This window comes from Dyadobacter soli (assembly GCF_900101885.1).
Lineage (GTDB): Bacteria > Bacteroidota > Bacteroidia > Cytophagales > Spirosomataceae > Dyadobacter > Dyadobacter soli.
The window spans coordinates 248,730-270,883 of record NZ_FNAN01000003.1 but is presented as its reverse complement, the minus strand read 5'-3'; the positions used below and the strand labels follow the sequence as shown (position 1 = coordinate 270,883).

Annotated in this window: 18 protein-coding genes; 13 read left to right on the top strand and 5 right to left on the bottom strand. The window is 50.4% G+C overall.

Annotation, left to right across the window (positions count from 1 at the left end):
• The first annotated feature begins 71 nt into the window (after positions 1–71).
• From BLQ88_RS05455 to BLQ88_RS05440, 4 genes are all read left to right on the top strand, one after another.
• Positions 72–2,363 (top strand): peptidylprolyl isomerase, encoded by a 2,292-nt coding sequence (locus tag BLQ88_RS05455; protein WP_090147450.1) that lies wholly within the window; start codon positions 72–74, stop codon positions 2,361–2,363.
• Positions 2,364–2,456: 93 nt separating this feature from the next.
• The gene (locus BLQ88_RS05450; protein WP_090147448.1) at positions 2,457–3,830 is read left to right on the top strand and encodes a peptidylprolyl isomerase; all 1,374 of its coding nucleotides are present in this window, start codon (positions 2,457–2,459) and stop codon (positions 3,828–3,830) included.
• Positions 3,831–3,886: 56 nt separating this feature from the next.
• Positions 3,887–4,849: an AAA family ATPase gene (locus BLQ88_RS05445; protein WP_090147756.1), complete on the top strand. Its 963-nt coding sequence runs from the start codon at positions 3,887–3,889 to the stop codon at positions 4,847–4,849.
• A 114-nt stretch (positions 4,850–4,963) separates the two neighbouring features.
• Complete coding sequence (locus BLQ88_RS05440; protein WP_090147446.1) at positions 4,964–6,559, top strand: aldehyde dehydrogenase (NADP(+)); 1,596 nt, start codon at positions 4,964–4,966, stop codon at positions 6,557–6,559.
• On the opposite strand, the gene truA is transcribed toward BLQ88_RS05440, so the two are convergent.
• Positions 6,552–7,298 (bottom strand): tRNA pseudouridine(38-40) synthase TruA, encoded by a 747-nt coding sequence (gene truA, locus BLQ88_RS05435; protein ID WP_090147445.1) that lies wholly within the window; start codon positions 7,296–7,298, stop codon positions 6,552–6,554. The genes BLQ88_RS05440 and truA overlap by 8 nt on opposite strands.
• A 104-nt stretch (positions 7,299–7,402) precedes the next feature.
• Between truA and BLQ88_RS05430 the strand changes: the two genes are divergently transcribed.
• From BLQ88_RS05430 to BLQ88_RS05410, 5 genes are all read left to right on the top strand, one after another.
• Positions 7,403–9,073, top strand: coding sequence for a glutamine--tRNA ligase/YqeY domain fusion protein (locus BLQ88_RS05430; RefSeq protein WP_090147754.1), 1,671 nt, complete (start codon positions 7,403–7,405; stop codon positions 9,071–9,073).
• Between the two features lie 168 nt (positions 9,074–9,241).
• A complete protein-coding gene (locus tag BLQ88_RS05425; RefSeq protein WP_310590138.1) occupies positions 9,242–9,424 on the top strand; it encodes a type II toxin-antitoxin system RelE/ParE family toxin in 183 nt (60 codons plus the stop codon).
• A 4-nt stretch (positions 9,425–9,428) separates the two neighbouring features.
• On the top strand, positions 9,429–9,740 hold the full coding sequence (locus BLQ88_RS05420; RefSeq protein ID WP_090147443.1) for a HigA family addiction module antitoxin: 312 nt from the start codon (positions 9,429–9,431) through the stop codon (positions 9,738–9,740).
• Positions 9,741–9,842: 102 nt separating this feature from the next.
• Positions 9,843–10,190 carry a hypothetical protein gene (locus BLQ88_RS05415; RefSeq protein ID WP_229212591.1) on the top strand — a complete coding sequence of 116 codons (348 nt, stop codon included), beginning with the start codon at positions 9,843–9,845 and terminating at the stop codon, positions 10,188–10,190.
• A gap of 111 nt (positions 10,191–10,301) precedes the next feature.
• Positions 10,302–10,826: a ferritin gene (locus BLQ88_RS05410; RefSeq protein WP_090147441.1), complete on the top strand. Its 525-nt coding sequence runs from the start codon at positions 10,302–10,304 to the stop codon at positions 10,824–10,826.
• Positions 10,827–10,881: 55 nt separating this feature from the next.
• Here the strand turns inward: BLQ88_RS05410 and BLQ88_RS05405 are convergent, their stop codons facing one another.
• Entirely contained in the window at positions 10,882–11,472 is a 591-nt protein-coding gene (locus BLQ88_RS05405; RefSeq protein WP_176884902.1) for an HPP family protein, read from the bottom strand.
• A gap of 248 nt (positions 11,473–11,720) precedes the next feature.
• Between BLQ88_RS05405 and BLQ88_RS05400 the strand changes: the two genes are divergently transcribed.
• Genes BLQ88_RS05400 through BLQ88_RS05390 form a run of 3 tightly spaced genes read left to right on the top strand, consistent with a single transcriptional unit; the run spans position 11,721 to position 15,073 of the window.
• The gene (locus BLQ88_RS05400) at positions 11,721–13,961 is read left to right on the top strand and encodes an FUSC family protein (RefSeq protein WP_090147440.1); all 2,241 of its coding nucleotides are present in this window, start codon (positions 11,721–11,723) and stop codon (positions 13,959–13,961) included.
• 1 nt (position 13,962) lies between these two features.
• On the top strand, positions 13,963–14,172 hold the full coding sequence (locus BLQ88_RS05395; RefSeq protein ID WP_090147438.1) for a YwbE family protein: 210 nt from the start codon (positions 13,963–13,965) through the stop codon (positions 14,170–14,172).
• 10 nt (positions 14,173–14,182) lie between these two features.
• Positions 14,183–15,073, top strand: coding sequence for a DMT family transporter (locus BLQ88_RS05390; RefSeq protein WP_090147437.1), 891 nt, complete (start codon positions 14,183–14,185; stop codon positions 15,071–15,073).
• Here BLQ88_RS05390 and BLQ88_RS05385 read toward each other — a convergent pair.
• The 3 genes from BLQ88_RS05385 to BLQ88_RS05375 all read right to left on the bottom strand — a co-directional run bounded on the left by BLQ88_RS05385 (position 15,052) and on the right by BLQ88_RS05375 (position 20,599).
• Entirely contained in the window at positions 15,052–17,493 is a 2,442-nt protein-coding gene (locus BLQ88_RS05385) for a PAS domain-containing sensor histidine kinase (RefSeq protein WP_229212590.1), read from the bottom strand. The two genes, BLQ88_RS05390 and BLQ88_RS05385, sit on opposite strands and share 22 nt — an antisense overlap.
• 52 nt (positions 17,494–17,545) lie before the next feature.
• Positions 17,546–17,995: a response regulator gene (locus BLQ88_RS05380; RefSeq protein ID WP_090147435.1), complete on the bottom strand. Its 450-nt coding sequence runs from the start codon at positions 17,993–17,995 to the stop codon at positions 17,546–17,548.
• Between the two features lie 138 nt (positions 17,996–18,133).
• Positions 18,134–20,599 (bottom strand): TonB-dependent receptor, encoded by a 2,466-nt coding sequence (locus BLQ88_RS05375; RefSeq protein WP_374754751.1) that lies wholly within the window; start codon positions 20,597–20,599, stop codon positions 18,134–18,136.
• 175 nt (positions 20,600–20,774) lie between these two features.
• Here BLQ88_RS05375 and BLQ88_RS05370 point away from each other — a divergent pair, with 175 nt between their 5' ends.
• Entirely contained in the window at positions 20,775–22,103 is a 1,329-nt protein-coding gene (locus BLQ88_RS05370; protein WP_090147434.1) for an MATE family efflux transporter, read from the top strand.
• The last annotated feature ends 51 nt before the right edge of the window (positions 22,104–22,154 follow it).

The following is a 22,154-nucleotide window of genomic DNA, read 5'->3' as shown; positions in this document are numbered from 1 at the left end:
GGCTTTACAATATTTGAGCGCTATCGCGGTTTCTATTGAGCAGCAGCGAAAGCCTAATACAAATTCTGAATATGTCCAAAATACAGTTCCATATTGGTCTCATTACGATTTCACTTGTCAGCGCGTGTAAAACCGCGGCCCCGCCGAAGCAAACGGTAGCCGAAACACAGCCGCTTCTCGAAGTCGGAAAGGAGCAATTCTCCATTGATGATTACCAGGATTCCTATAATAAAAACAAGTTCGCATCCGACTCCACCAAAGAACTAACCCCCGAAGAATACCTTCCGATTTATACTGATTTGAAAATCAAAGTTTTGCAGGCCAAATCAGAAGGAAAAGACACCACGCTTGACTACCGCGAAGAAATATTCTCTTACCGCGATCAGCTGGCCAAAAACCATTTGGTAGATAAAGACCTGGTCGAAAAACTGACCAATGAAGCCTATAACCGCCTGAAACAGGAAGTGCGCGCGTCGCATATCCTCGTCGGCGTATCGGAAGACGCTTCGCCTGCCGACACCCTCGAAGCATACCGCGCTACAATCGGCCTCCGCGGGCGTCTCGAAGAAGGCTCCGATTTTGCGGATATGGCGGCCCGCTTCTCCAAAGATCCGGCTGCAAAGACGACAAAAGGCGATCTGGGCTATTTCACAGCATTCCAGACGCTCTATCCGATCGAAACGGCAGCTTATACCTTGCCGGTGGGCAAAATATCGCAACCGGTGCGGACCAAAGGCGGCTATCACCTCATTAAGGTCAACGACCGCCGCAACAACCGCGGCATGGTACGCGTGGCGCACATTATGGTGAAGGTCGACACGGCGGGTACGGCAGCTCAGAAAGAATCGGCCAAGGCGCGTATCGATGAGGCTTATACGCAATTGCAGAATGGCGCCGAGTGGAATTTGGTCGTCGACAAATATTCCGACGACCGCGAATCGCGGAAAAACGGCGGGTTACTGCCGCTATTCGGTACCGGCCAGATGGTGTCGGAAATCGAGGAATCCGCATTTGCGCTGACCCGGCCACAATCCTATTCGCAACCTGTGCTGACGATGTACGGCTGGCACATTATCCGCCTGATCGAAAAACGGCCGATTGAAACGCTGGCCAACATGGCGCCCTCGCTCCGTAAGAAAGTAGTGACCGATTCGCGCGGCAAGGTGATCGAGCAGGCCAATGCGAAGCGTCTGCGCGAGAAATATGCCGTGCAGGAAGCCGCCGATCAATGGCAACAAGTGGCCGCATTGGCCGACAGCACTTTACGGACCGGCAAATGGGATTACCAGCGCGCGGTTTCAGCGGATTGGTCGACAGTGACCTTGTTCCGCATCGAGCAGCGGCCTTACGACGCATTGTCGTTCCTGAACTACGTCAAACGTAAGCAAACGCCCCGCCCGAAAGATGCTTCGCCGGCGGTCGTTTTCAGGCGTTTTTATAATGACTATCTCAACGAGTCGCTAGTGGAATATGAAAAAGAGCATTTGGAAGAGACCAATCCGGAGTTCCGCAGCCTGATGAGCGAAATCCGGGAAGGCGTGCTGTTTTCACAAATCATGGAAGAACAGGTCTGGCAGCGTTCGCTTTCGGATTCCACCGGGCAGCGTGCTTTTTACGAGAAGAACAAAGCGCGTTACAATTACCCCGAGCGCGCATTCGCGACCATCGTAGCGGCCAAAGACACGCAAACTTTGAGCAGCCTGAAAAAAACTTTGGCGACCAGTCCTTATAAACTGGAAAGAAAATCGAAGGAGCTGCTATTCCCGCTAAACTCCGCTGAAATAGGCAACCAGCAACTGGAAGCTCTGAACGACCTCTACATTATCATGGAAAAGAATGCGGATTATGTCGTTGAAATAGCCGGATACCGCTCTGCCGACGAGCCTGAAACGATATCTTCGACCCGTGCCCGCAATGTTGTGAAATATTTAAATGCACGAAACATCCCGATTCTGCGTATCATAGAAAAAGACTATGGTTCTTTCCGGCAATCGGCCGAGCCGGAGCGCAACCGCAGGGTCGCATTCCAGTTTTACAGCCAGTCGAAAAGCGATGTCGAAAAGGTTTACAATGCCGAAGTTCCCGGAGCGGTAACGATTCGCGAAGGCTATTTTCCGAAAACCGATCCTGCATTCAGTGGTTTCAAATGGCAGGCGGGTGAGCAGATGATCAACAGCAACGGAAGCTTTTTGTGGGCTAATGTCGCGAAAATTGATCCGCCACGCCCGAAAACCTTCCCGGAAGCGCGCGGAACGGTGATTAATGACTACCAAAAAGAGCTCGAAAAACAATGGGTAGCAAAGTTGCAGGAGAAATTCCCGGTCAAAGTGAATGCACAGGAATTAGAAAAAATTAAGCGTTAGCCGTATTTTAGCATTTATAAATCGAATCTGTTTCATTTTTAGGAGTTTAGTTCAATAAAACCCGCAATAATCCAAATCAGCATACAAGGAAATATGAAAGTAAATAAATGGATCGGGGCTCATTTGATAGCCGCTTTCATGCTGTTGATCAGCGTGATAAGCTACGGACAAGGTCAGCAGGGAGTGAGCCTGGACAAGATCATCGCCAGGGTCGATAACCATTACATCCTGAATTCGGAGCTGGAAGAAATGTATAACCAGTACAAAGCCGAAGGGCGACAGGCGCCAGAAAAATGCCAGTTACTGGAATCCCTGATCATCAACAAAATGCTGCTAGCCAAAGCAGAAATCGACTCCGTCACCGTGGACGACAAGGAGGTCGACGGCGAGTTGAATGCAAAAATGAACTACATGATCCAGCGCTTCGGTTCGGAAAAGAACATTGTGGAAGCGTATGGAAAGAGTGTTGAAAACCTCAAAGGCGAGCTTCGCCAGCAGGTTAAGGATCAGAAAATCGTCGAAAAAATGCAGCGGACGATTTCCGGCAATGTAAAAATCACACCGGCGGAGGTCCGCAAATTCTTCAACTCCATTCCCAAAGACAGCTTGCCTTACATTCCTTCGGAAGTGGAGGTAGGCCATATTGTAAAAAAAGGAACGGTGACACGCGAGCAAAAAGACAAGCTCCGGCAGCAGTTGCTCGATCTGAAAGCACGCGCCGAAAAAGGCGAAGATTTCGCGACACTCGCGCAGATTTATTCCGAGGATTTGGGTTCTGCCAAAGTAGGTGGTGACCTGGGTTTTGCGAAACGCGGCGCGATGGTACCGGAGTTCGAAGGGGCTGCATTGGCACTCAAGCCAGGGGAAATGTCGGCTGTGATTGAATCGCAATTCGGTTTTCACTTGATCAAACTCCTCGAAACAAGGGGTGCGGAATACCACGCAAGGCACATTCTCCTCCGCCCCGATTACAACAAGGGAACGGACATGACCTCCGCCACCCGCGCGCTCGACAGCCTTCGTACGCTCATTCAAACCGATACATTGAAATTTGCCAAAGGGGCATTGGATAACTCCGACGACAAGGAAACCGCAGAATCCGGCGGCCTTATCCAGGACAGAAACACCGGACTTTCCAAGCTGACACTCGACGCTTCCATGGACCCGGCGCTGTATTTCGCCATCGATACCATGAAAGTTGGCGATCTGAGCCTGCCTGTTTCCTACCGTTTGGAAGACGGCAGCAGCGCAATGCGTATTCTTTGGTACAAAAGTAAATCGGACCCGCATACGGCTAACCTCCACGACGACTACGAGAAACTGGCGCAGATCGTGCTCAGCAACAAACGGAACAATGCGCTCGAAGAGTGGTTCAAAAAAGCCCAGGGCGACGTTTATATCAGCATCGAACCCGAGTACAGAAATTGTAAAGTGCTCGGATTGGCCGCCAATGCCGACGATTTATAGCGGTAAAACGGCGGTAATCATTGCTTTTAACGAGTGAAAATCTAACCAAACATAACGTGAAGTATTCATCGGACGTAGAAGCTGCCGAAGCCATGAAAGTGGCTTATGATAAAATCCGGAGTGAAATCGGGAATGTGATTATCGGACAGGATGAGGTTGTAAAAAGATTGCTCACCGCCATTTTTTGCCAGGGACATTGCTTGCTGGTAGGTGTTCCGGGCCTCGCGAAAACGCTTCTCATCCAGACTATCGCTTCCTCGCTCGACCTGAACTTCAACCGGATCCAGTTTACGCCCGACCTGATGCCTTCCGACATTCTCGGTTCGGAAACGCTCGATCAGAACCGTAATTTCAAATTCATTAAAGGTCCGATCTTCGCGAACATTATCCTCGCCGACGAGATCAACCGGACACCTCCGAAAACACAATCCGCATTGCTGGAAGCGATGCAGGAATATTCGGTAACCATTGCCGGTGCGAAACATTCGCTCGACAGGCCGTTTTTCGTGCTCGCAACGCAAAACCCCATCGAACAGGAAGGCACCTATCCCCTGCCCGAGGCGCAACTCGACCGTTTCATGTTTATGATCCAGCTCGATTATCCTTCGTATGCCGAGGAGGTCAGCATTGTCAAAAACACGACCACGGATGTTCGTTACGAGGTTAAGAAGGTGATCAGTGCGGAAGAAATCACTGATTTCCAGCACCTCGTGCGCCGCGTGCCTGTGACCGACCACGTGATCGAATATGCGGTGAAACTTGTGCATAAAACGCGTCCGAAAGGCAGTCTGGCCATTAAGGATACCAACGACTACCTCGAATGGGGCGCAGGTCCGCGGGCTTCGCAGTCGCTGATCCTTGCCGCCAAATGCAATGCGTTGCTTTCCGGCAAATATTCTCCGGATATCGAGGATGTGCAAGCGGTTGCATTGCCGGTACTGCGTCACCGCATTATCCGGAATTTCAAAGCGGAAGCGGAAGGCATTTCGGTGGACGATATTGTAGGACGCCTGCTTTAAAAACGGCTGTACAGACCAGTAAGAAGTTACTATTTCAACATTATAAGTTTGTGTCGTCCCCGGATGGCACAAACTTTTGTTTTTTAGGCTAAACCAATCATTCCACATCAGCACATGACGACCATTCAAAGTAAAAACTTCATAGGATACACGCTATCGGCCGAAGGCGAAAAGCATTTCAAAGCCTACGCGCCGGCAAGCGACAGCTTTCTTCCCGAATCTTTCCAATGCGCCACCGCAGGCGAAGTAAACAGGACAATGGAACTAGCCGAGAGCGCATTCGACAGCTATTCTCAGGTACCGGCGGCTGAACGCGCCGCATTCCTGATCGCCATTACCGAAGAAATACTCGCATTAGGCGACCAGCTGCTCGAACGCGCTTCCCAGGAAACGGGATTGCCTATTTCCCGGTTGCAAGGCGAACGCGCCCGCACCGTAAACCAACTGACCCAATTCGCGGAACTCCTGCGCGAAGGTTCGTGGGTGGAAGCCTCTATTGATACTGCTTTACCGGACCGCACGCCGGTTCCAAAGCCCGATATCCGCAAAATGCTAGTGCCGATAGGCCCGGTGATCGTATTCGGTTCCAGCAATTTTCCATTCGCCTACTCTGTGGCGGGTGTGGATACGGCGCCTGCATTGGCGGCGGGTAACCCTGTCGTCGTGAAGGCGCACCCGGCGCACCCGGGCGTAAGCGACCTCACCGCGCAGGCGGTGGTACGCGCGGCCGAGCGCACGGGTATGCCCGAGGGTACGTTTGCAATGCTTTATGATGACGGTTTTGAAGTCGGCACGGCATTGGTGAAGCACCCTGCCACGAAGGCCGTCGGATTTACAGGCTCCTACAAAGGCGGCATGGCGCTGTTCAGACTGGCGCAGGAGCGTGAGGAGCCGATCCCGGTGTTTGCGGAAATGGGTAGCGTCAACCCGATCGTGGTTTTACCTGACTATTTGAAAAACAATGCAGAACAGCTTGGAAAAACGCTCGCCGGCTCGGTAAGCCTGGGCGCAGGGCAGTTTTGTACCAATCCTGGTCTGGTGTTTATTACCAAAACAGAGGGTCTGGAAGTGTTTCAGCGTGCATACAAAACTGAGATCTTGAATACGCCCTCGGCCACCATGCTGACGGCAGGCATTTGCAAAAATTATAACAGACTCCGTACCGAAGCATTAGAGCAACCGGAAGTTTCGGCATTGGCGATTTCGGATATCCATTCGGAAGGCCAAAATCAGGCGGAGGCTTCCATTGCATTGGTTTCGGGCCAAAATTTCATTGCTAACCCGAAGCTGCATGAGGAAGTTTTCGGACCGTTTTCACTGTTGATCGTTTGTGAGAATACCGATGAATTATACGAAGCTGTTGCGCATTTGAAAGGTCAATTAACCGCCACATTGATCGCCGAAGAAGCGGAAGTAGTGCATTACCCCAAAATCGTGCGGCAGCTGGCTAAAATCTCGGGCCGCTTTATCATGAACGGCGTTCCTACCGGCGTGGAAGTTTGCCCGTCTATTCACCACGGCGGACCATTCCCCGCGACCGCGGATTCCAAGTTTACCTCGGTAGGCAGGCATTCGATCCTCCGTTTTGTGCGGCCGCAATCCTTCCAGAACTGGCCGGACGCGCTTTTACCCGATGAACTGAAAAACAGTAACCCGCTGGATATTTTCAGGCTGGTTGATAATGTGCAGACCCGCGAGGCGATCAAATAAGCAATGCGTCGGGATAACCGACTTCCACCAGAAACAAACCTTCCGCCGGGGCCTGTGCTCCGGCATTTTTTCTGTTTTGTGAAAGGATTATCTGTTCAAAATCACTCACCGAGATTTTGTGCCGCCCTACTTCCAGCATTGTGCCCACCAGCGCGCGCACCATTCCACGAAGAAAGCGATTTGCTTTGACATGAAAGACAAGCATTTCACCCGACTCCGCCCACCGCGACTCGGTAATGGTACACCGAAAGTTGTTGACGTTCGTGTGGATCTTGCTGAAACTTTCGAAATCATTATGTACCAATAATAATGCGGCAGCCTCATTCATCAGGGCGACATCCAGGTTCCGGCGCATTTGCGTGGCCAGATCGGTCAGGAAAGGATTCTTCTGATAGGTAATGCGATATTCATATTTGCGGTGCGTCGCCGCGAATCTTGAATGCACCTCCTCGCCCACGGACAAAATGCGCTGAACAGCAATGTCTTTGGGAATCAGCGCATTCAGTTTATAAACCAGCAAATCGGCGTCAGCAACTGCGTCGGGTAAATCAAAATGGGCGAATTGTTGTTCTGCATGTACACCCGCATCGGTGCGGCTGCTGCCGGTAAGCTCGACGGGCATTCTCAGTATTTTAGCGAAGGCTTCTTCCAGCACTTGCTGAATGCCCAATGCATTGTTTTGTTTCTGCCAGCCATTGTAAGCCGTGCCGCGGTAACTGAATTCCAGGAAATAGCGCATTCCGCAAAATTAAGCCAAACTTGCGGATTTACGATTTCAGCGAGCCGATTGCGGAATTTGCAGGAAGAAGGTTAACTTTGAAAATTGGAAAATTTCATTTTAGTATGATTACGGAAGAGAAAAAAGAAGAGAAAAGCCTGAATTTTATCGAAGAGATTATTGACGCTGACCTGCAATCAGGAAAATATACTCAGATTATTACGCGCTTTCCACCGGAACCCAATGGCTATCTGCACATTGGGCATGCTACAAGCATTTGCCTGAATTTCGGGCTGACCAAGAAATTTCCGGGTTATACCAATCTGCGATTTGACGATACCAATCCGGTGACCGAAGACACCGAATACGTTGAAAATATCAAGAATGACATCCGCTGGCTGGGTTTCGAGTGGGAGAATGAGAACTACGCTTCCGACTATTTCGATACCCTTTACGGCTACGCGATCAGGCTGATCAATGAAGGGCTGGCTTACGTCGACGACTCTACTTCCGAGGAAATCGCGACGCTGAAAGGCACGCCTACCGAGCCCGGTAAGGACAGTCCTTACCGCAGCCGCAGCGTAGAAGAAAATCTTGCACTTTTCGAACAAATGAGAAACGGCGACTTCCCAGATGGAAGCCGCACGTTGCGTGCCAAAATCGACATGGCGCACATCAATATGCTTATGCGCGACCCGATTTTGTACCGCATTAAGCATGCACACCACCACCGTACCGGCAACAAATGGTGCATTTACCCGATGTACGACTTCGCACACGGGCAAAGCGACGCGATCGAAACGGTTACGCATTCGATTTGTACGCTGGAATTCGCGCCGCACCGCGAGCTATACGACTGGCTGATCAAAACGCTGGGCATATATACCTCGCATCAATACGAATTTGCGCGCCGCAATCTTAACTATACCGTCACCAGCAAGCGTAAACTGCTTCAACTGGTGCAAGAAGGCCATGTAAGTGGCTGGGACGATCCGCGCATGCCGACCATCAGCGGAATGCGCCGCAGAGGCTACACCGCATTCGCCATCCGCGATTTCTGCGACCGCATCGGCGTCGCGAAACGTGAGAATATGGTAGATGTAGGCTTGCTCGAATTCTGCGTTCGCGAGGATTTGAACAAACAGGCATTGCGCAGAATGGTGGTACTCGATCCGCTGAAAGTAGTGATCACCAACTTCCCGGAAGGCGTGACCGAAATGTGCCACAGCGAAAACAACCCGGAAGATATTTCGACCGGGAACCGCGAAATTCCATTCTCCCGCGAAATTTTCATTGAAAAAGAGGATTTCATGGAAGTACCTTCGAAGAAATACTTCCGCCTCGCGCCGGGTAAAATGGTGCGCTTGAAAGGCGCCTACATTATCCAGTGTGATGATTTTGTTAAAGACGAAAGCGGTGAAATCACCGAGGTACGCTGTACTTACATTGAAAACAGCAAAAGCGGACAAGACACAACCGGCATTAATGTAAAAGGGACATTGCACTGGGTTTCGGCAGCTCACGCCGCAGAAATCGAAGTGCGTCTGTACGACCGCCTGTTCTCGGTCGAAGATCCATCGTCCGAGGATGGTGATTTCAAAGATTATCTGAACCCGGACTCATTGCACGTCATCACCGGCTATGCCGAGCCCGCATTGCTCGAAGCACAGGAAGGCGAATCATTCCAGTTCCTGAGAAAAGGCTATTTCGCCAAAGACCCGGACAGCACAGCCGAAAAGCTGGTTTTCAACAGAACATCGACCCTGAGAGACAACTGGGCCAAAGCAGCAAATTAAAATTATTCTTCTGCCGTCGACTTAAGTCGACGGCAAGAGGATTAGATTATACACACAGTTATTTATACACACTATGATTGTTTCTATCCGGCATAAAGCATTGCTGGCATTTTACCGCGATGGTATGGGTGCCAAATTGCCTGCTGCCTATCTTAAAAAATCAATCGTGTGCTCGACCAGCTGGATGCGTTAACCTGTGTAGATGATATTTTACAGCTTGGTTCGGGCGTTCATAAATTGACAGGAGACCTCAGTGATTTCTGGTCCATTAAGGTCTCTCCGAATTTCCGGATCATTTTCCGGTTCGAAAATGGTGATGTTCATGATGTAGATTACCTCGATTACCATTGAAGTTATGATCAAAAGAAACCTGCCGCCGGTACATCCAGGCGAAATATTAAAGGAAGAATACATTTCCGAACGCGGACTTACAATCGCAGAAGTTGCAACAGGGCTCGGCGTCAGCCAAAGCAGTTTGTCAGCGATTGTAGATGAACAAATGGGTATTTCGGCTGAAATGGCTGTTAAACTCTCAGAAGCATTTGGAAACTCCTCCCAATTCTGGATCAATCTGCAAACAAATTACGACATCTGGCATGCCGAAAAGAATGTCGACCGCACAGCGATAACACACTTTTGGAATGACCCTAACCTAAAATCTGCCTAGTACAATCCATTTAATTAGATTGTTTACAAATAAACTTGCTTGACAAAAAGTTTGAATCTATCTTTGTGTAACAATTTCCACGATTCAAATTCCTTGCTGTCAGTGAATACCCAGAATGAATTGTTCAGTACCGCGAAAGGTTACAGCGTACAGTGTGATTTAACTTCCCGTATCATCCTTCACTTTGGCGAGATCAAAGCTCCCTTTAAGATCCTGGATTTTTTGAATTTCCGCCGGTTTATCAACAGCATCGATATCCACAGTAAGATTTTTGATCTGTCGGACGAATCTGACTATGAGTTCGTTGAGGCTCCGCAACTCAATATCGGTCACAAAATGACGCTCTGCGAAGTGATCCAGTTGCGCGAGTTGGTGAACGGTACACACTTCGCGATCGAGCTCAATTCCATGCTCCACCAAGTGCTCTATACAGAACAAGAATTAGTCTAAATTACTCATTCAGACTATATTAGACCGTTTCCAAATTTCTAAAACGATTTGGAATGATGAACTTTCGCATGATATTTGCACTTGTTAAGACACGAATAAACAGGCAAAATCATGAAAGACTTACTAAGAGCACGTACTTCCCTCAAAGAGGAAATAGAGATACTTTTGAACAACCAGGTGAAGATGGAAGCAGAGGCTTCTGCTAAATATCTTGCCATGGCTTCGTGGTGCGACCGCAACGGTTTCAAGCACAGCGCGAAGTATTTCCTCCACCAATCCGACGAAGAGCGCACCCACATGCTGAAAATCTTCAACTACCTGATGACGGTAGGCGGCACGGCGGTTTCTCCTGAAATTTCAGGCGTTAAGCAGGAATATCCTACATTCAAAAGTGTATTCGAAACAGCATTGCAAAGCGAAATCGCGGTAACGCAGTCGATCAACCGCATTGTTACTGCTGCACGCAAAGAAGAAGATTACGCAACCGAGAACTTCCTGCAATGGTTTGTGAGCGAGCAAATCGAAGAAGAAGACAATGCACGCCGTGCGATCGAGCTTTTCGACGTGATCGGCGAAGAAGGCACCGGCCATTATGTGATCGACAAAGCGATCGGCAAACTTGGTTCCGAAGAATAATATAAGTTCCTTATCTTACAAGAATAGCTGCCCGAAAGAGCAGCTATTCTTGTTTTCAGACCCTGGTGAAATACTTTCGTTCCCACACTTTGTACCAATTCTTGTTGGCCGGATACTTGCGGTGTGCGGCGAAGCGGTTGACCATCACCGCCACAAAAAGCAATACCAGAACGCCGGTCAAAACCGGGTTGAGCACATACATATAACCCAACGCCTTGATTTTCTCGGAGCCGATATTCGCGATCAAGGCCGTTGCGCCGCCCGGAGGGTGCAGCGTTTTAGTTACCTGCATTAATACAATAGATATTGAAACGGCGAATGCCGATGAAAGCCAAACCTGATCGGGGATAATCTTATGGACCGTCACGCCCACGAGCGCACATATCACGTGCCCGCCTATGAGATTACGCGGTTGTGCGAGCGGGCTGTTCACAATTCCGTAAATGAGTACCGACGACGCGCCGAAAGAACCGATCAGGAATAAAGAGTCGGAATCGGTGAATTGCTTGTCGTTGAGCAGGCCGATAATGCCTATACCGAGGAAGGAGCCCAGGAAAGTCCAGAAATGGTCTTTGAAATCGATCAGTGTCTCTTTATAGACGACGTAGCGGACCAGCCTGGCGTTACGTTTAATCCTTTTTCTCAAAACGTGGAAACTTTTGGTGGAAGTAGTATTGGAAATAGAACTATATCGGGATAGCGATGGTTCGTAAATTAAGGGAGCATTCCAAATTTTCTGCTGCTCTCATCTCCTAATCCCTTCCAAATATACAAAAAACAGCCCAGGCCGGACGACTAAGCGGCTCTGTGCAGGTATTAAATTTTGGTACGCCTTTTGTTGGGTTGCGAAATTTAAAATAGTAGTATTGCAATAGCACACCGTGACCAGATTCCATGAATTACCTCGACGAGTTCAAAAAGTTTATTTCCAGCCATTACCTGTCGACCGGTGTACGTCTAACCCTCGGGACGATCATCCCCAGCGTTATTTTTCATCATTATGGCATTTTGGGTGAATGGATCGCGTTCCCGCTCGGCACGCTGCTGATCGGCGGGACCGACAACCCCGGCCCCTACCACCGCCGGCGGAATGCATTGCTCGTCGCGATTGCCACTTGTTTCCTTGTCGCCTGCATCACGGGATACCTGCGCCACTTTCATTTTATTATTTTTCTTGAAATTATCATATTCGGAATGTTTTTCTCGCTGGTCGGCGTATATGGCAACCGCGTGAATAGCATCGGGCTGATTTCGCTGCTCGTTTTTGTATTTAACATTGACGACCACCTCAGCGGCGACATGGTGTTCAGGACCGCGGCGATATTTACGGCCGGCGGTATCTGGTACTTCATATTGTTTATGGTTTTACAGAAACTGTTGCCCTACAAACTCATTCAGCAGCTTTTGGGGGAAAACTTTCTGGAACTGGGTAAACTGCTTTCCATCAAAGCAGACTACTATTTCGCCAACCCCGACTACGACGAACTCTTCAACCGGATGATACACCAGCAGGTGATCCTGCGCGAAAACCATGAGAACCTGCGTGAAATTCTTTTCAAAACACGCGAAATAGTCACCGAATCGACCACGAAAAGCAGGATACTGATGCTGATGTTCCTCGACAGCATCGATCTTTTCGAAAGGATACTCAATTCCCAGCAAAACTACTCCAACCTGCACCGCGCATTCGACCACACGAAAGTGCTCCGGCTTTTTGGCACTTACATTACCTGGCTTGCCGCCGAAATTCAGCAGATCGGGTTAGCGGTGCAAAGCGGTTATGCCTCCCACCCCCGCCACGACCTCGACGAAGCTTTCAACAAATGCCAGCGCGCATTTGAGCGCATGCGCGAGCATAAGATGAACCATGACAATATGGAGGATTTCATCATGCTCCGCCAAATCCTCAACAGCTTGCAGGACGTGACCGAGCGCGTGAAAAAGCTGCACAGGGCTACCAAGTACGAAGCGGACGTGAGCAATAGCTACAAACTCACCGTCGAAGCGGAAGATTTCACGCCCAAGCAGGATTACCACCCACGCATTCTGCTCGATAACCTTTCGTTGAAATCGAGCCATTTCCGGCATGCGGTGCGGGTAACGCTCGGCTTGCTGGCGGGTTACATTACCTCATTATTTTTCGATGTAGGGCATGGTTACTGGATTTTGCTCACCATCGCCGTGATCCTGAAACCGGCATTCAGCATTACCAAGCAGCGCAATCTGCACCGGATCGGCGGAACGATCCTCGGAGTGACCGTCGGGTTCCTGTTTTTGTATTTGATTGATGAAAAAACACCGCTGTTCATTCTCATGATGGTGTCGATGATACTGGCGTACAGTTTCCTGAAAATCAATTACTTCGTCGCGTCTACCAGCATTACGTTGTATGTGATCCTGTCGTTCCATTTCCTGAATCCGCAACATGTGACGGATGTCTTGCAGGATCGCGTGATCGACACGGTGATTGGTTCGGTAATCGCCTACATTATTTCTTCCTACGTTTTGCCGGTTTGGGAGCATTCGCAGATCAAGCAATACATGAAAGAAGCGCTGGACGCGAACCGCAAGTATTTTGATATTGTGGCCGCGAAATTCACAGGAAAACAACTGGATATCAACGAATTGAAATTATTGAGAAAGAATGCGATTATCGCGATGGCTAACCTTTCCGATAACTTCCAGAAAATGCTTTCCGAGCCCAAGCGCCAGCAAATGAATATGGAAGAGTACCACCAGTTTGTCGCGACGAGCCATATGCTTACTTCCTACATTGCCTCGCTTTCGACTTATGCGCAGACTTTGGAGTACTCCGAATTTTCCGTGGAATTTGAAATGATGATCCGGCAGATCGACCGGCAATTGCAGGCGGCCACCGACATTATCGACGGAAAAACCGGTAACAGTCTGGAAATCGTGCGGGAATCGCTGCCGCAGAACCAGCGGCTGGTGGAACTGCTGGCGAACCGCAAGAAGGAAATCAAAGAGCTCGGCATCGAGAAAGCCGATCAGTCGCCGGTACGCAAAATGCTTTCGGATTTGAAAACCATTAACGGATTATTCGAATTGATCAGCACCATTTCGATCGACGAAATCAAGATTCTTCAAAAAATCAAACTAGCCAAAGCAGCTTAAAATGACCGCATTATCAGGAACCGAAAGAAAGAATATTGCCCCGGGGCTCGCCGTCTCCATCGTGCTCAAAAAAGACCAGCGGAGCGGCAAACTCACGGAAGGCATTGTAAAAGATATTCTCACGAAGGCGCCCGTCCACACCCACGGCATTAAAGTACGCCTCGAATCGGGCGAGATCGGACGGGTAAAAGTTATCGAATCCGAAGATTAGCCCTCGCAGTATGTCCAATCCCCGCATTAACCTCATTATCGGCATCCTCAGCATCAGCATTTTCCCGGTACTGGTGAAATGGGCGCCGGTTTCGGGCGTTACATCTGCATTTTACCGGATGTTACTGGGATTGCTGTTTCTATTGCCTTATGTGCTGTTTCGCAGGAAATTCACGTTACCTACCGGCGCACTCTGGCTTCCGATCGTGCTTTGCGGGATCATTTTTGCCAGCGATATTGCCGTTTGGAACCTCTCGATCCATTATTCCAATGCCACGCAGGCCACATTGCTCACAAACCTCTCGCCCGTGTGGGTGGGCGTGGGCACATTCCTGTTCCTGCCCGACAAACCCGGCGCCCGATTCTGGCTCGGCACGCTGGTAGCGCTTATTGGAATGGTCGTTCTGATTGGCATCGAGACGTTCACAACCATGAAGCTCGACCTTGGATTTGCGCTGGCAATGCTGTCAGGCGTTCTGTATGCTTCTTATATACTTATCAGCAAAACGGTTTTAAACAAAATCGACATTGTCAGTTTTATGACGGTCAGCATGGCGGTGTCGAGCATTTACCTGTTCGCGATATGCCTCATTTTCAATCAGCCTGTATGGCATTTCGAACCGGTAATCTGGGGCGTTTTTGTCGTGCAGGGACTGGTTTGTCAACTTATAGGCTGGCTCACGATCAACGCCGCCATGAAGCATATGGATGCCAAAAGCGTTTCGCTCAGCCTGTTGAGCCAGGCCGTGGTGACGGCGCTTTTTGCCTGGATGTTTATTGGAGAAAAAATTACCGAACAGATGATCACCGGCGGCATCGTGATCCTGATCGGCATTGGCATTACTTATACCGGACGCAAAAAGCTGGCTACCGCTAACAATCAGGATTCGACTGGCAGATAAATGATGAACGTCGAGCCGATACCCGGCTTTCCGACGGCGTCGATTAGCCCCTTGTGGTTTTCCACGATCTTTTTACAAATCGCCAGACCAATGCCGGTACCTTCATAAGCCGAGCGGTTGTGCAGCCTTTGAAATACCTGGAAAATCCGGTCTTTGTATTGCGGATCAAACCCGATCCCATTGTCGGTGAACGAAATGTACTGATAATGCCGGGTTGCATCCGCGCCCGGCAACGGAATGGCCGCGCCAGCCACCTCACCGGAACGGATCTCAACTACCGGCGCCCCGTTCGGGCCGATAAATTTGAGTGCATTCGCGATCAGGTTCATGAAAAGCTGCTCAAACTGGTAGACGATCACCTCGCGCACAGGCAGGGCGTCACTTTTAATCACAGCATTCTCCGCCTGGATAATATCGCTCAACTGGTCCTTCACATTTTGTAACACCAGGTTCAGGTCGGTGCTTTCGAGGTGTTTTTCGGCCACATTGGCGCGGGAAAATGCCAGCAGATCGATAATGAGCTGCTGCATCCGTGTGGACGATGCCTGCATGCGATGGAAGTAGTCCTTCCCGCGCTCTGAAAGATTATCGTTTTCGGTTTCGAGAATGCGCGTCGCGAAGGTCTGGATCTTCCGCAGCGGCTCCTGCAAATCGTGGCTCGCCACGTACGCGAACTGCGCGAGCTCCATATTGGTGCGTATCAGCTCACTATTAGCCACCTGCAACTGCTGCGTCCGCTCCTGCACCTTTGTTTCGAGCTGGTCGATAAACAGCCGGTTATCATGAATATCCAGGCTCGTCCCGACCCACATTTCGATCGTCCCATCGGCGCTACGCTGCGGAATAGCCCGGCACTGGTACCAACGGTATTCGCCGTTCGAGCGTTGCAAACGATGCTCAAACACAAAATCGCCACCTTCGCGGATCGCCTCGATCCAAAGGCGCCAACTTTCCTCGCGATCATCCGGATGTACGAGTTGCAGCCAGCCGTCGCGCTCGATTTCCGCACCCGAATGCCCCGTGTAGCTCAGCATCGATCGGTTGAAGTAGTTGAGGTTACCCGCAACATCGGCCGTCCAGACAAACTGCGGCAGCGAGTCGGCCAACGTACGGAATTTGCCCTCGCTCGTTGTAAGCGCAAGCTCCGATTCCTTACGATCGGTTATGTCCATCATGGTCCCGAGCATCCGCTGAGGCTCCCGTCCCTCTCCGAAAATCACTTTTCCCTGCGTTCGCACCCAATGCACCGACTGGTCGCGGTGGATAATGCGGGCCTCATAATAATAAGTACCGGTTTCGAGTGCGGCCTGAAATGCCTTTTCGACGATCGCGTGGCGGTCTTCGGGATGAAGCCGGTCGCGCATTTCGGCATGGGAGAGCACAGTATCTTCATCATACCCGAGAATCACCGCCATTCTTCCCGAATGGATAATTTCCCGGGTTTGGATATTGAGGTCCCATGTGGCGAGACGTGTTCCGTCGGTAGCGAGTGATAGCCGGTCGGCTGTCTCGGCGAACTGCTGGCGCAATGTAACCTTGTCGGTCACGTCGTTTACGGACGCCATAATGCCAGAAACGCCGCCGTCCATTTCAAATATCGGTGCATATTGGAAATCCAGGTAATGCTTTTTCAAGCCTCCCGGACCGTCAACGTATGCAACCGCCTCATTTTCGCGATAAATCTTCGCGGTAGTGTAAACCTCGTTTAGCAGCTCAATAAATTTCTGGCCTTTCAGTTCCGGAAAAACGTCCACGAGCTTCTCTCCCACCACCTCATCGAGCCTGCGCCGCCAGATATTGAGCATACTCTCATTGGCGATACTGATCACCAGCTCAGGACCTTTGAAAATAGCTTTCGCGAACTGTGACTGGGTTACGAGATTACGGAACTGGTTCTCGCTCCGCTGCAAAGCCTGGGTGGACAGCACCTGCTGCGTCACCTCTATCGCAACCACCATCACGCCCGAGGCATTTTCGGCATCGTCGTCGAACAGGGGTTGATATACAAAATTGAAATAGCATTGCTGCGGCTGGCCGAAGCGGCGGAGCGTCACTTCGAATTCGTTGCCGTGGTAGGCGATGCCGGTATGCAGCACATTGAGCAAAATAGGCTCTACATACGCGCGCACTTCCGGGAGGCCAGTAAAGAGCGATTTTCCGACAAGTTCTTCTTCTGTGCGGTCGACAATGCGCAGATAGGCTTCATTGGCCATTTCCACTGCAAAATCCGCCCCGCGCAGGATCGTCATTCCTACCGGTGCCTGTTTTACAGTATCACGAAATTTGGATTCGCCGTCGGGCGCAGAAGCGTCGGGCGCCGCTGTGTCGGGCGCCATACCTTCTGAGGGCTGATTAACCGGCACGGTATAATTGGGGCTGACTTCGGAAGTATGCTGGTATTGTTTGTTCGACTTATCCACCTGTTTTCAAGAAGAAGATACTTTCAAAAATAAGCGGACAAGTCGAGAGAAGTCAATATTGGTAGTAAAAGTTTTCCGGCGCCGGTGTCCAGCTATGCTTGGTCCAGTCGATGTCCAGAATTTGCTTGATGGCCTGTTTCAGTTTGGGAAACGACCCTGGTTTTCGGATAAAGAAATTAGCTCCTTTTTCGTGCACTTTCCGTACCATTTCTTCCTGCCCGGTGGTTGAAAAAATCACTACCGGTATATCTTCCCAGGCTTTGGTTTTGCGGATCAGGTCCAGGCATTCAAAGCCATTCTTCCGGGGCATATTCAAATCCAGAAAAATAACATCCGGCGGCGGCGGTACCGTTTTCTCTATCAGGTCAATCAGCTCGACCCCGTCACTTGCCGTCACCAGTTCTGCGGAAGTGCTCACTTCCCGGAGCGCGTCCTCAAACAGCAGGCAATCATCCTCATCGTCGTCGGCCAGGAAAATAGATTTATTTGGTTTTGTGCTCATAACCCGAATTTAAGTATTCATGAAATAACATAAACGTTGCTCAATACATTCAACCTAATCGAGGTACAGTAGCAATAATCACCCTTGGTAAGAATATCTAAGGTAGGCAATAAAAACCGTAAACTAAATTTAATTGTATTAAAATTCACCTTCCAAACTCTCCTTCGGCTTCTTCTTTGCCTGGTGCAAACGGTAGTTCAAAGTAAGGTTAATCTGCCTCAAACGACCCTGAGAACTGTTGCGCGCGTAGAAATTCGGCCCTTCGGTAATGGACCTGAATTTCCGGGAATTGAAAACGTCCACCACGGTAAGCGTCAGCGTGCCATTTCCTTTCAGAATATCCCGGGTAGCGGCCAGGTCGAGTGTGGCCAATGCTTTTCTACGGCCCTGCGGGGTTTGCTGCGGCGCTTCGTAGTTGCCTCGCAGCTGCACATCGGTGTTTTTCCAAAGTGTAAACCGGGACATTGCGCGCACAAACCAGCTGTAAGTATCGCTTTGAAACTCCTCGTCTACACCGGTTCCGTCGGTGATCGCACGGAAGAAATTGGCGCTTCCGTCGAGCTTCCACCACGGATAAGGGTTAAACGACCCGGTAAATTCAGCCCCGTAAGCATCTTCTGTCCCGAGGTTTTCAGGGCGCGTGTACGAACTGCCGTCATCATTTACCGTACGGATACTGATGATCTTGCCGTTCGTGTGGCGATAGTAAATGGAAGACGTCAATGAACCTTTGTTCAGGTATTTGATGTGTCCGAGTTCGAATGCATTGGTAAACTCAGGGTTCAAATCGGGGTTACCGCTCCAATAATTGCGGTTATCGCTGTAAGTTGCGAACGGGGTCAGGTCGTTGTATTGCGGCCTGCGCACGCGGCGGCTGTAACTGAGCTGAAATGCATTCTGTTTGGCAAAATCGTACGTAATGTGCACGCTCGGGAAGAGATTGGCATACTTGCGGTCGTTCACCTCGTTGGTCGTCCGCAAGGTAGTGGTAACGCCCGTCCATTCGGCACGCACACCGCCCTGGTAGGAAAACTTGCCGGTTTTGTTACCGATCATTCCGTACAATGCATTGATATTCTCTTCGTACAAAAAGTCGTTGGTCAGGCCGGGCAATTCCGTCCAGCCGCCGTCGCTGGTTTGCTGGGTTACGGTGTAATCGTTGGTCATATCCCGCGAGCTGCTCCGTCCCCCTGCCTCGATCTTGCCATCTTTCCCGAAAGGATGCACATAATCCACCTGGAATAGCAGTTGTTTCTCCGTTTCATAGTTCACAGCGCGCTGCAACAACGGCGGAATACCCGACGCGCTGCCATCCGGCTTGTATACATTTTCGTGGTAGTACTGGTCGGAATCCTCCCAGTTATCGAGGTAGCGCACATCGGCGGTAAACTCCTGTCCCTTCCGGTTGAATGTCTTTTTGTAGGTCAATGCATACTCCGAGTTCGGTTCCGTTTCGGTTTCATCCTGTGTGCGGCGCGTGATGCCCGTCGGATTGTTCAGGCTGCCCAGGTAATCGCGGTAATTGAGTGTGGAGAAACGCTTGCCTTTGCTCGTACGCCACGTGTACGCGGCCGTGAGGACGTTTTTGGTATTGAAAAAATAATCCAGACCACCGCGGGCGCTATTGGCCATCCCTTTCAGGTTGCTCTTCATATCGCGCTCCATAATGAATGTGGAATCGTTGCGGTAAAGCTCCTGGTACACAAAGTTCTTGCCCGGCGTATTCCGGTACGACATGGTGTAGTTGATGAAGAAATTGAGGTTTTTCTTCCGATAGTTCACGTTCGCGGCACCGCCGAAGTTGGTGGGATGCCCGGTAATAATGTCGAATGAGCCGTTAATCCCCTCCTTCCGCTCTTTTTTCAGCACAATATTGATTACACCACCCATCCCCTCGGCCTCATACCTTGCCGATGGATTGGTGATAATCTCCACCCGCTCAATCATGCTGCCCTGCAACTGCGCCAGCCCGCTCGCGCCTTTAATGCTCACCAGCCCCGACGGCTTTCCGTCGATCAGAATGCGCACATTGCCGCTTCCCCGCAAGCTCACATTGCCTTCCACATCCACCGCTACCGAGGGTACATTTGTGAGAATATCCACCGCGGTACCGCCTGCATTCGCCAGGTCTTTACCTACATTAAATATCTTCTTATCGAGCGTCAGCTCCATCGAACTCTTCTCAGCCTGCACGGTCACTTCGTCGAGCGTCCTGGCCGAAGCCGCCACTTTGATCGTGCCCAGATTCAGCGGCGAATTAGCCGCACTCACTTTTATATTAGTAGTGTACTGGGGCTTATAACCGATGAACTCCGACAATGCATAATAGGTACCTGCGGAGATGTCCACAACGAACCCGCCCGTCTCGTCCGTGATGGCACCTGAGACGAACGAACTATCGGCCGATTTGAAAAGCCGGATGCTCGCATAACCCAGCGGCGCATTGCTTGCGCCGTCGACAATCTTGCCTGTAACCTTCAATTTCCCATTATTCTGCGCCAGGACCGGCGCCATTGCCAACATCCCCATAATCCATACAAACCCCACAAAACCCCGCGACTTCCGTATACGAAAGCCCTGCTTCAAACTGCTCTTGATAGCCATTATCCTGTTGTAATATTTTCTCAAATGCTTTTAAAAATTGCTATCCATACAAACCCTTTTACCCCGGCATTTTACTCTACCATAATGATATATTAAAATGAACTTTCCGACATAAGCTCCGAGGCTCCAAGGGATTTTCGTACCTTTGCGTTCTTTTTGCAGATCCACGCAAGCCATGAAAAACGAAGCATCACAAACTTTAAGATTAGCATTCCCCATTATCATCGGAGAACTGGCCCAGATGGCCCTCCACCTGATCGACAGCGCCATGGTGGGCGCGATCAGCTACAAGCAGCTGGCCGCCGCGGCCCTGGTCATCAATGCAATGAACATCCCGTTCGTGATCGGGATCGGCATGACGATCTCCGTTTCGCAAATGGTATCCCTCGCCAATGGCCGCCGCGACGCGCAGCAGGTTTCGCATTACCTGTTCAATGGTTTCTGCCTTTGCACACTTACAGCGCTGGTTATTTCCGTTACCTTGCTTTTCGGCAAAGACTACCTCCGTAACCTCGGCCAGGACCCCGAGGTGGTGGAGTTGGCGATCCCGTTCATGCGGCTCATGGGCCTTTCCATTATCCCAATGCTGCTTTTCATGACCTTGAAGCAGTTCGCGGACGGGCTGGAACACACGCGCACCGCGATGATTTTTTCATTGGCCGGTATGCCTGTCAATATCCTGCTCAACTGGCTGCTCATTTACGGCAACTGGGGCTTCCCGCGCCTGGAACTCGAAGGCGCAGGCTGGGCAACGCTCATTACCCGCACCATGATGTTCCTCGCATTGCTTTTCGTGATTTTAAAGCACAAGACTTTTGAAAAATACATTGCCGTAAGCCGCAACCAATGGTATTTCAAAGGACAAACCTGGCGTGAGCTATTGCATATCGGCGTGCCGAGCAGCTTGCAGATCGGCATGGAAGCGGGCGCATTCGCGGTGTCGGGCATTATCATCGGTACTTTGGGCGCGGTGGCACAGGCCGCGCATCAGATTGCATTGAGCAGTGCTTCGTTCACATTCATGGTATCGATGGGCCTCGCGCAGGCAGGCTCCATACGCGTGAGCAACGCGCTCGGACGCAACGACTGGGCGAAGATTTTCGTGATCGGCAAAAGCACACTCATCACCGCATTGATCTATGGCACATTCTGCGCGGTCACGTTCGGCGTACTTCGTAACCATTTGCCGCTCGCATTCAACGATAACGCCGAGGTGGTCGGGCTCGCTGCATTGCTGCTCCTTTTCGCGGCCGTTTTCCAGATTTCCGACGCCACGCAGGCCATCGGCGCCGGGTTGTTGAGGGGTATTAAAGATGTAAAAACCCCCACGATCCTCATCGGCATCGCCTATTGGGTGATTGGTATCCCGGTGGGTTACACCCTCGCATTCCATTTCGGAATGGGTGCTTCGGGGATGTGGCTGGGGTTGATCCTGGGACTCACGATGGCGTCGATTTTCCTGATGACACGCTTCTTCAAAATGACAAGAAGAAATCAGGTTTAGACAAAAGTTCGTCAAAATCCGACTTGTTGATAAGGATATAATTGCAAAACT

What these genes read in the sequence shown, in the direction of transcription:
- BLQ88_RS05455 (WP_090147450.1), top strand. Translation starts at nt 72, where the DNA reads ATGTCCAAAATACAGTTCCATATTGGTCTCATTACGATTTCACTTGTC.
- BLQ88_RS05450 (WP_090147448.1), top strand. Translation starts at nt 2,457, where the DNA reads ATGAAAGTAAATAAATGGATCGGGGCTCATTTGATAGCCGCTTTCATG.
- BLQ88_RS05440 (WP_090147446.1), top strand. Translation starts at nt 4,964, where the DNA reads ATGACGACCATTCAAAGTAAAAACTTCATAGGATACACGCTATCGGCC.
- truA (WP_090147445.1), bottom strand. Translation starts at nt 7,298, where the DNA reads ATGCGCTATTTCCTGGAATTCAGTTACCGCGGCACGGCTTACAATGGC.
- BLQ88_RS05430 (WP_090147754.1), top strand. Translation starts at nt 7,403, where the DNA reads ATGATTACGGAAGAGAAAAAAGAAGAGAAAAGCCTGAATTTTATCGAA.
- BLQ88_RS05420 (WP_090147443.1), top strand. Translation starts at nt 9,429, where the DNA reads ATGATCAAAAGAAACCTGCCGCCGGTACATCCAGGCGAAATATTAAAG.
- BLQ88_RS05410 (WP_090147441.1), top strand. Translation starts at nt 10,302, where the DNA reads ATGAAAGACTTACTAAGAGCACGTACTTCCCTCAAAGAGGAAATAGAG.
- BLQ88_RS05400 (WP_090147440.1), top strand. Translation starts at nt 11,721, where the DNA reads ATGAATTACCTCGACGAGTTCAAAAAGTTTATTTCCAGCCATTACCTG.
- BLQ88_RS05395 (WP_090147438.1), top strand. Translation starts at nt 13,963, where the DNA reads ATGACCGCATTATCAGGAACCGAAAGAAAGAATATTGCCCCGGGGCTC.
- BLQ88_RS05390 (WP_090147437.1), top strand. Translation starts at nt 14,183, where the DNA reads ATGTCCAATCCCCGCATTAACCTCATTATCGGCATCCTCAGCATCAGC.
- BLQ88_RS05380 (WP_090147435.1), bottom strand. Translation starts at nt 17,995, where the DNA reads ATGAGCACAAAACCAAATAAATCTATTTTCCTGGCCGACGACGATGAG.
- BLQ88_RS05375 (WP_374754751.1), bottom strand. Translation starts at nt 20,599, where the DNA reads ATGGCTATCAAGAGCAGTTTGAAGCAGGGCTTTCGTATACGGAAGTCG.
- BLQ88_RS05370 (WP_090147434.1), top strand. Translation starts at nt 20,775, where the DNA reads ATGAAAAACGAAGCATCACAAACTTTAAGATTAGCATTCCCCATTATC.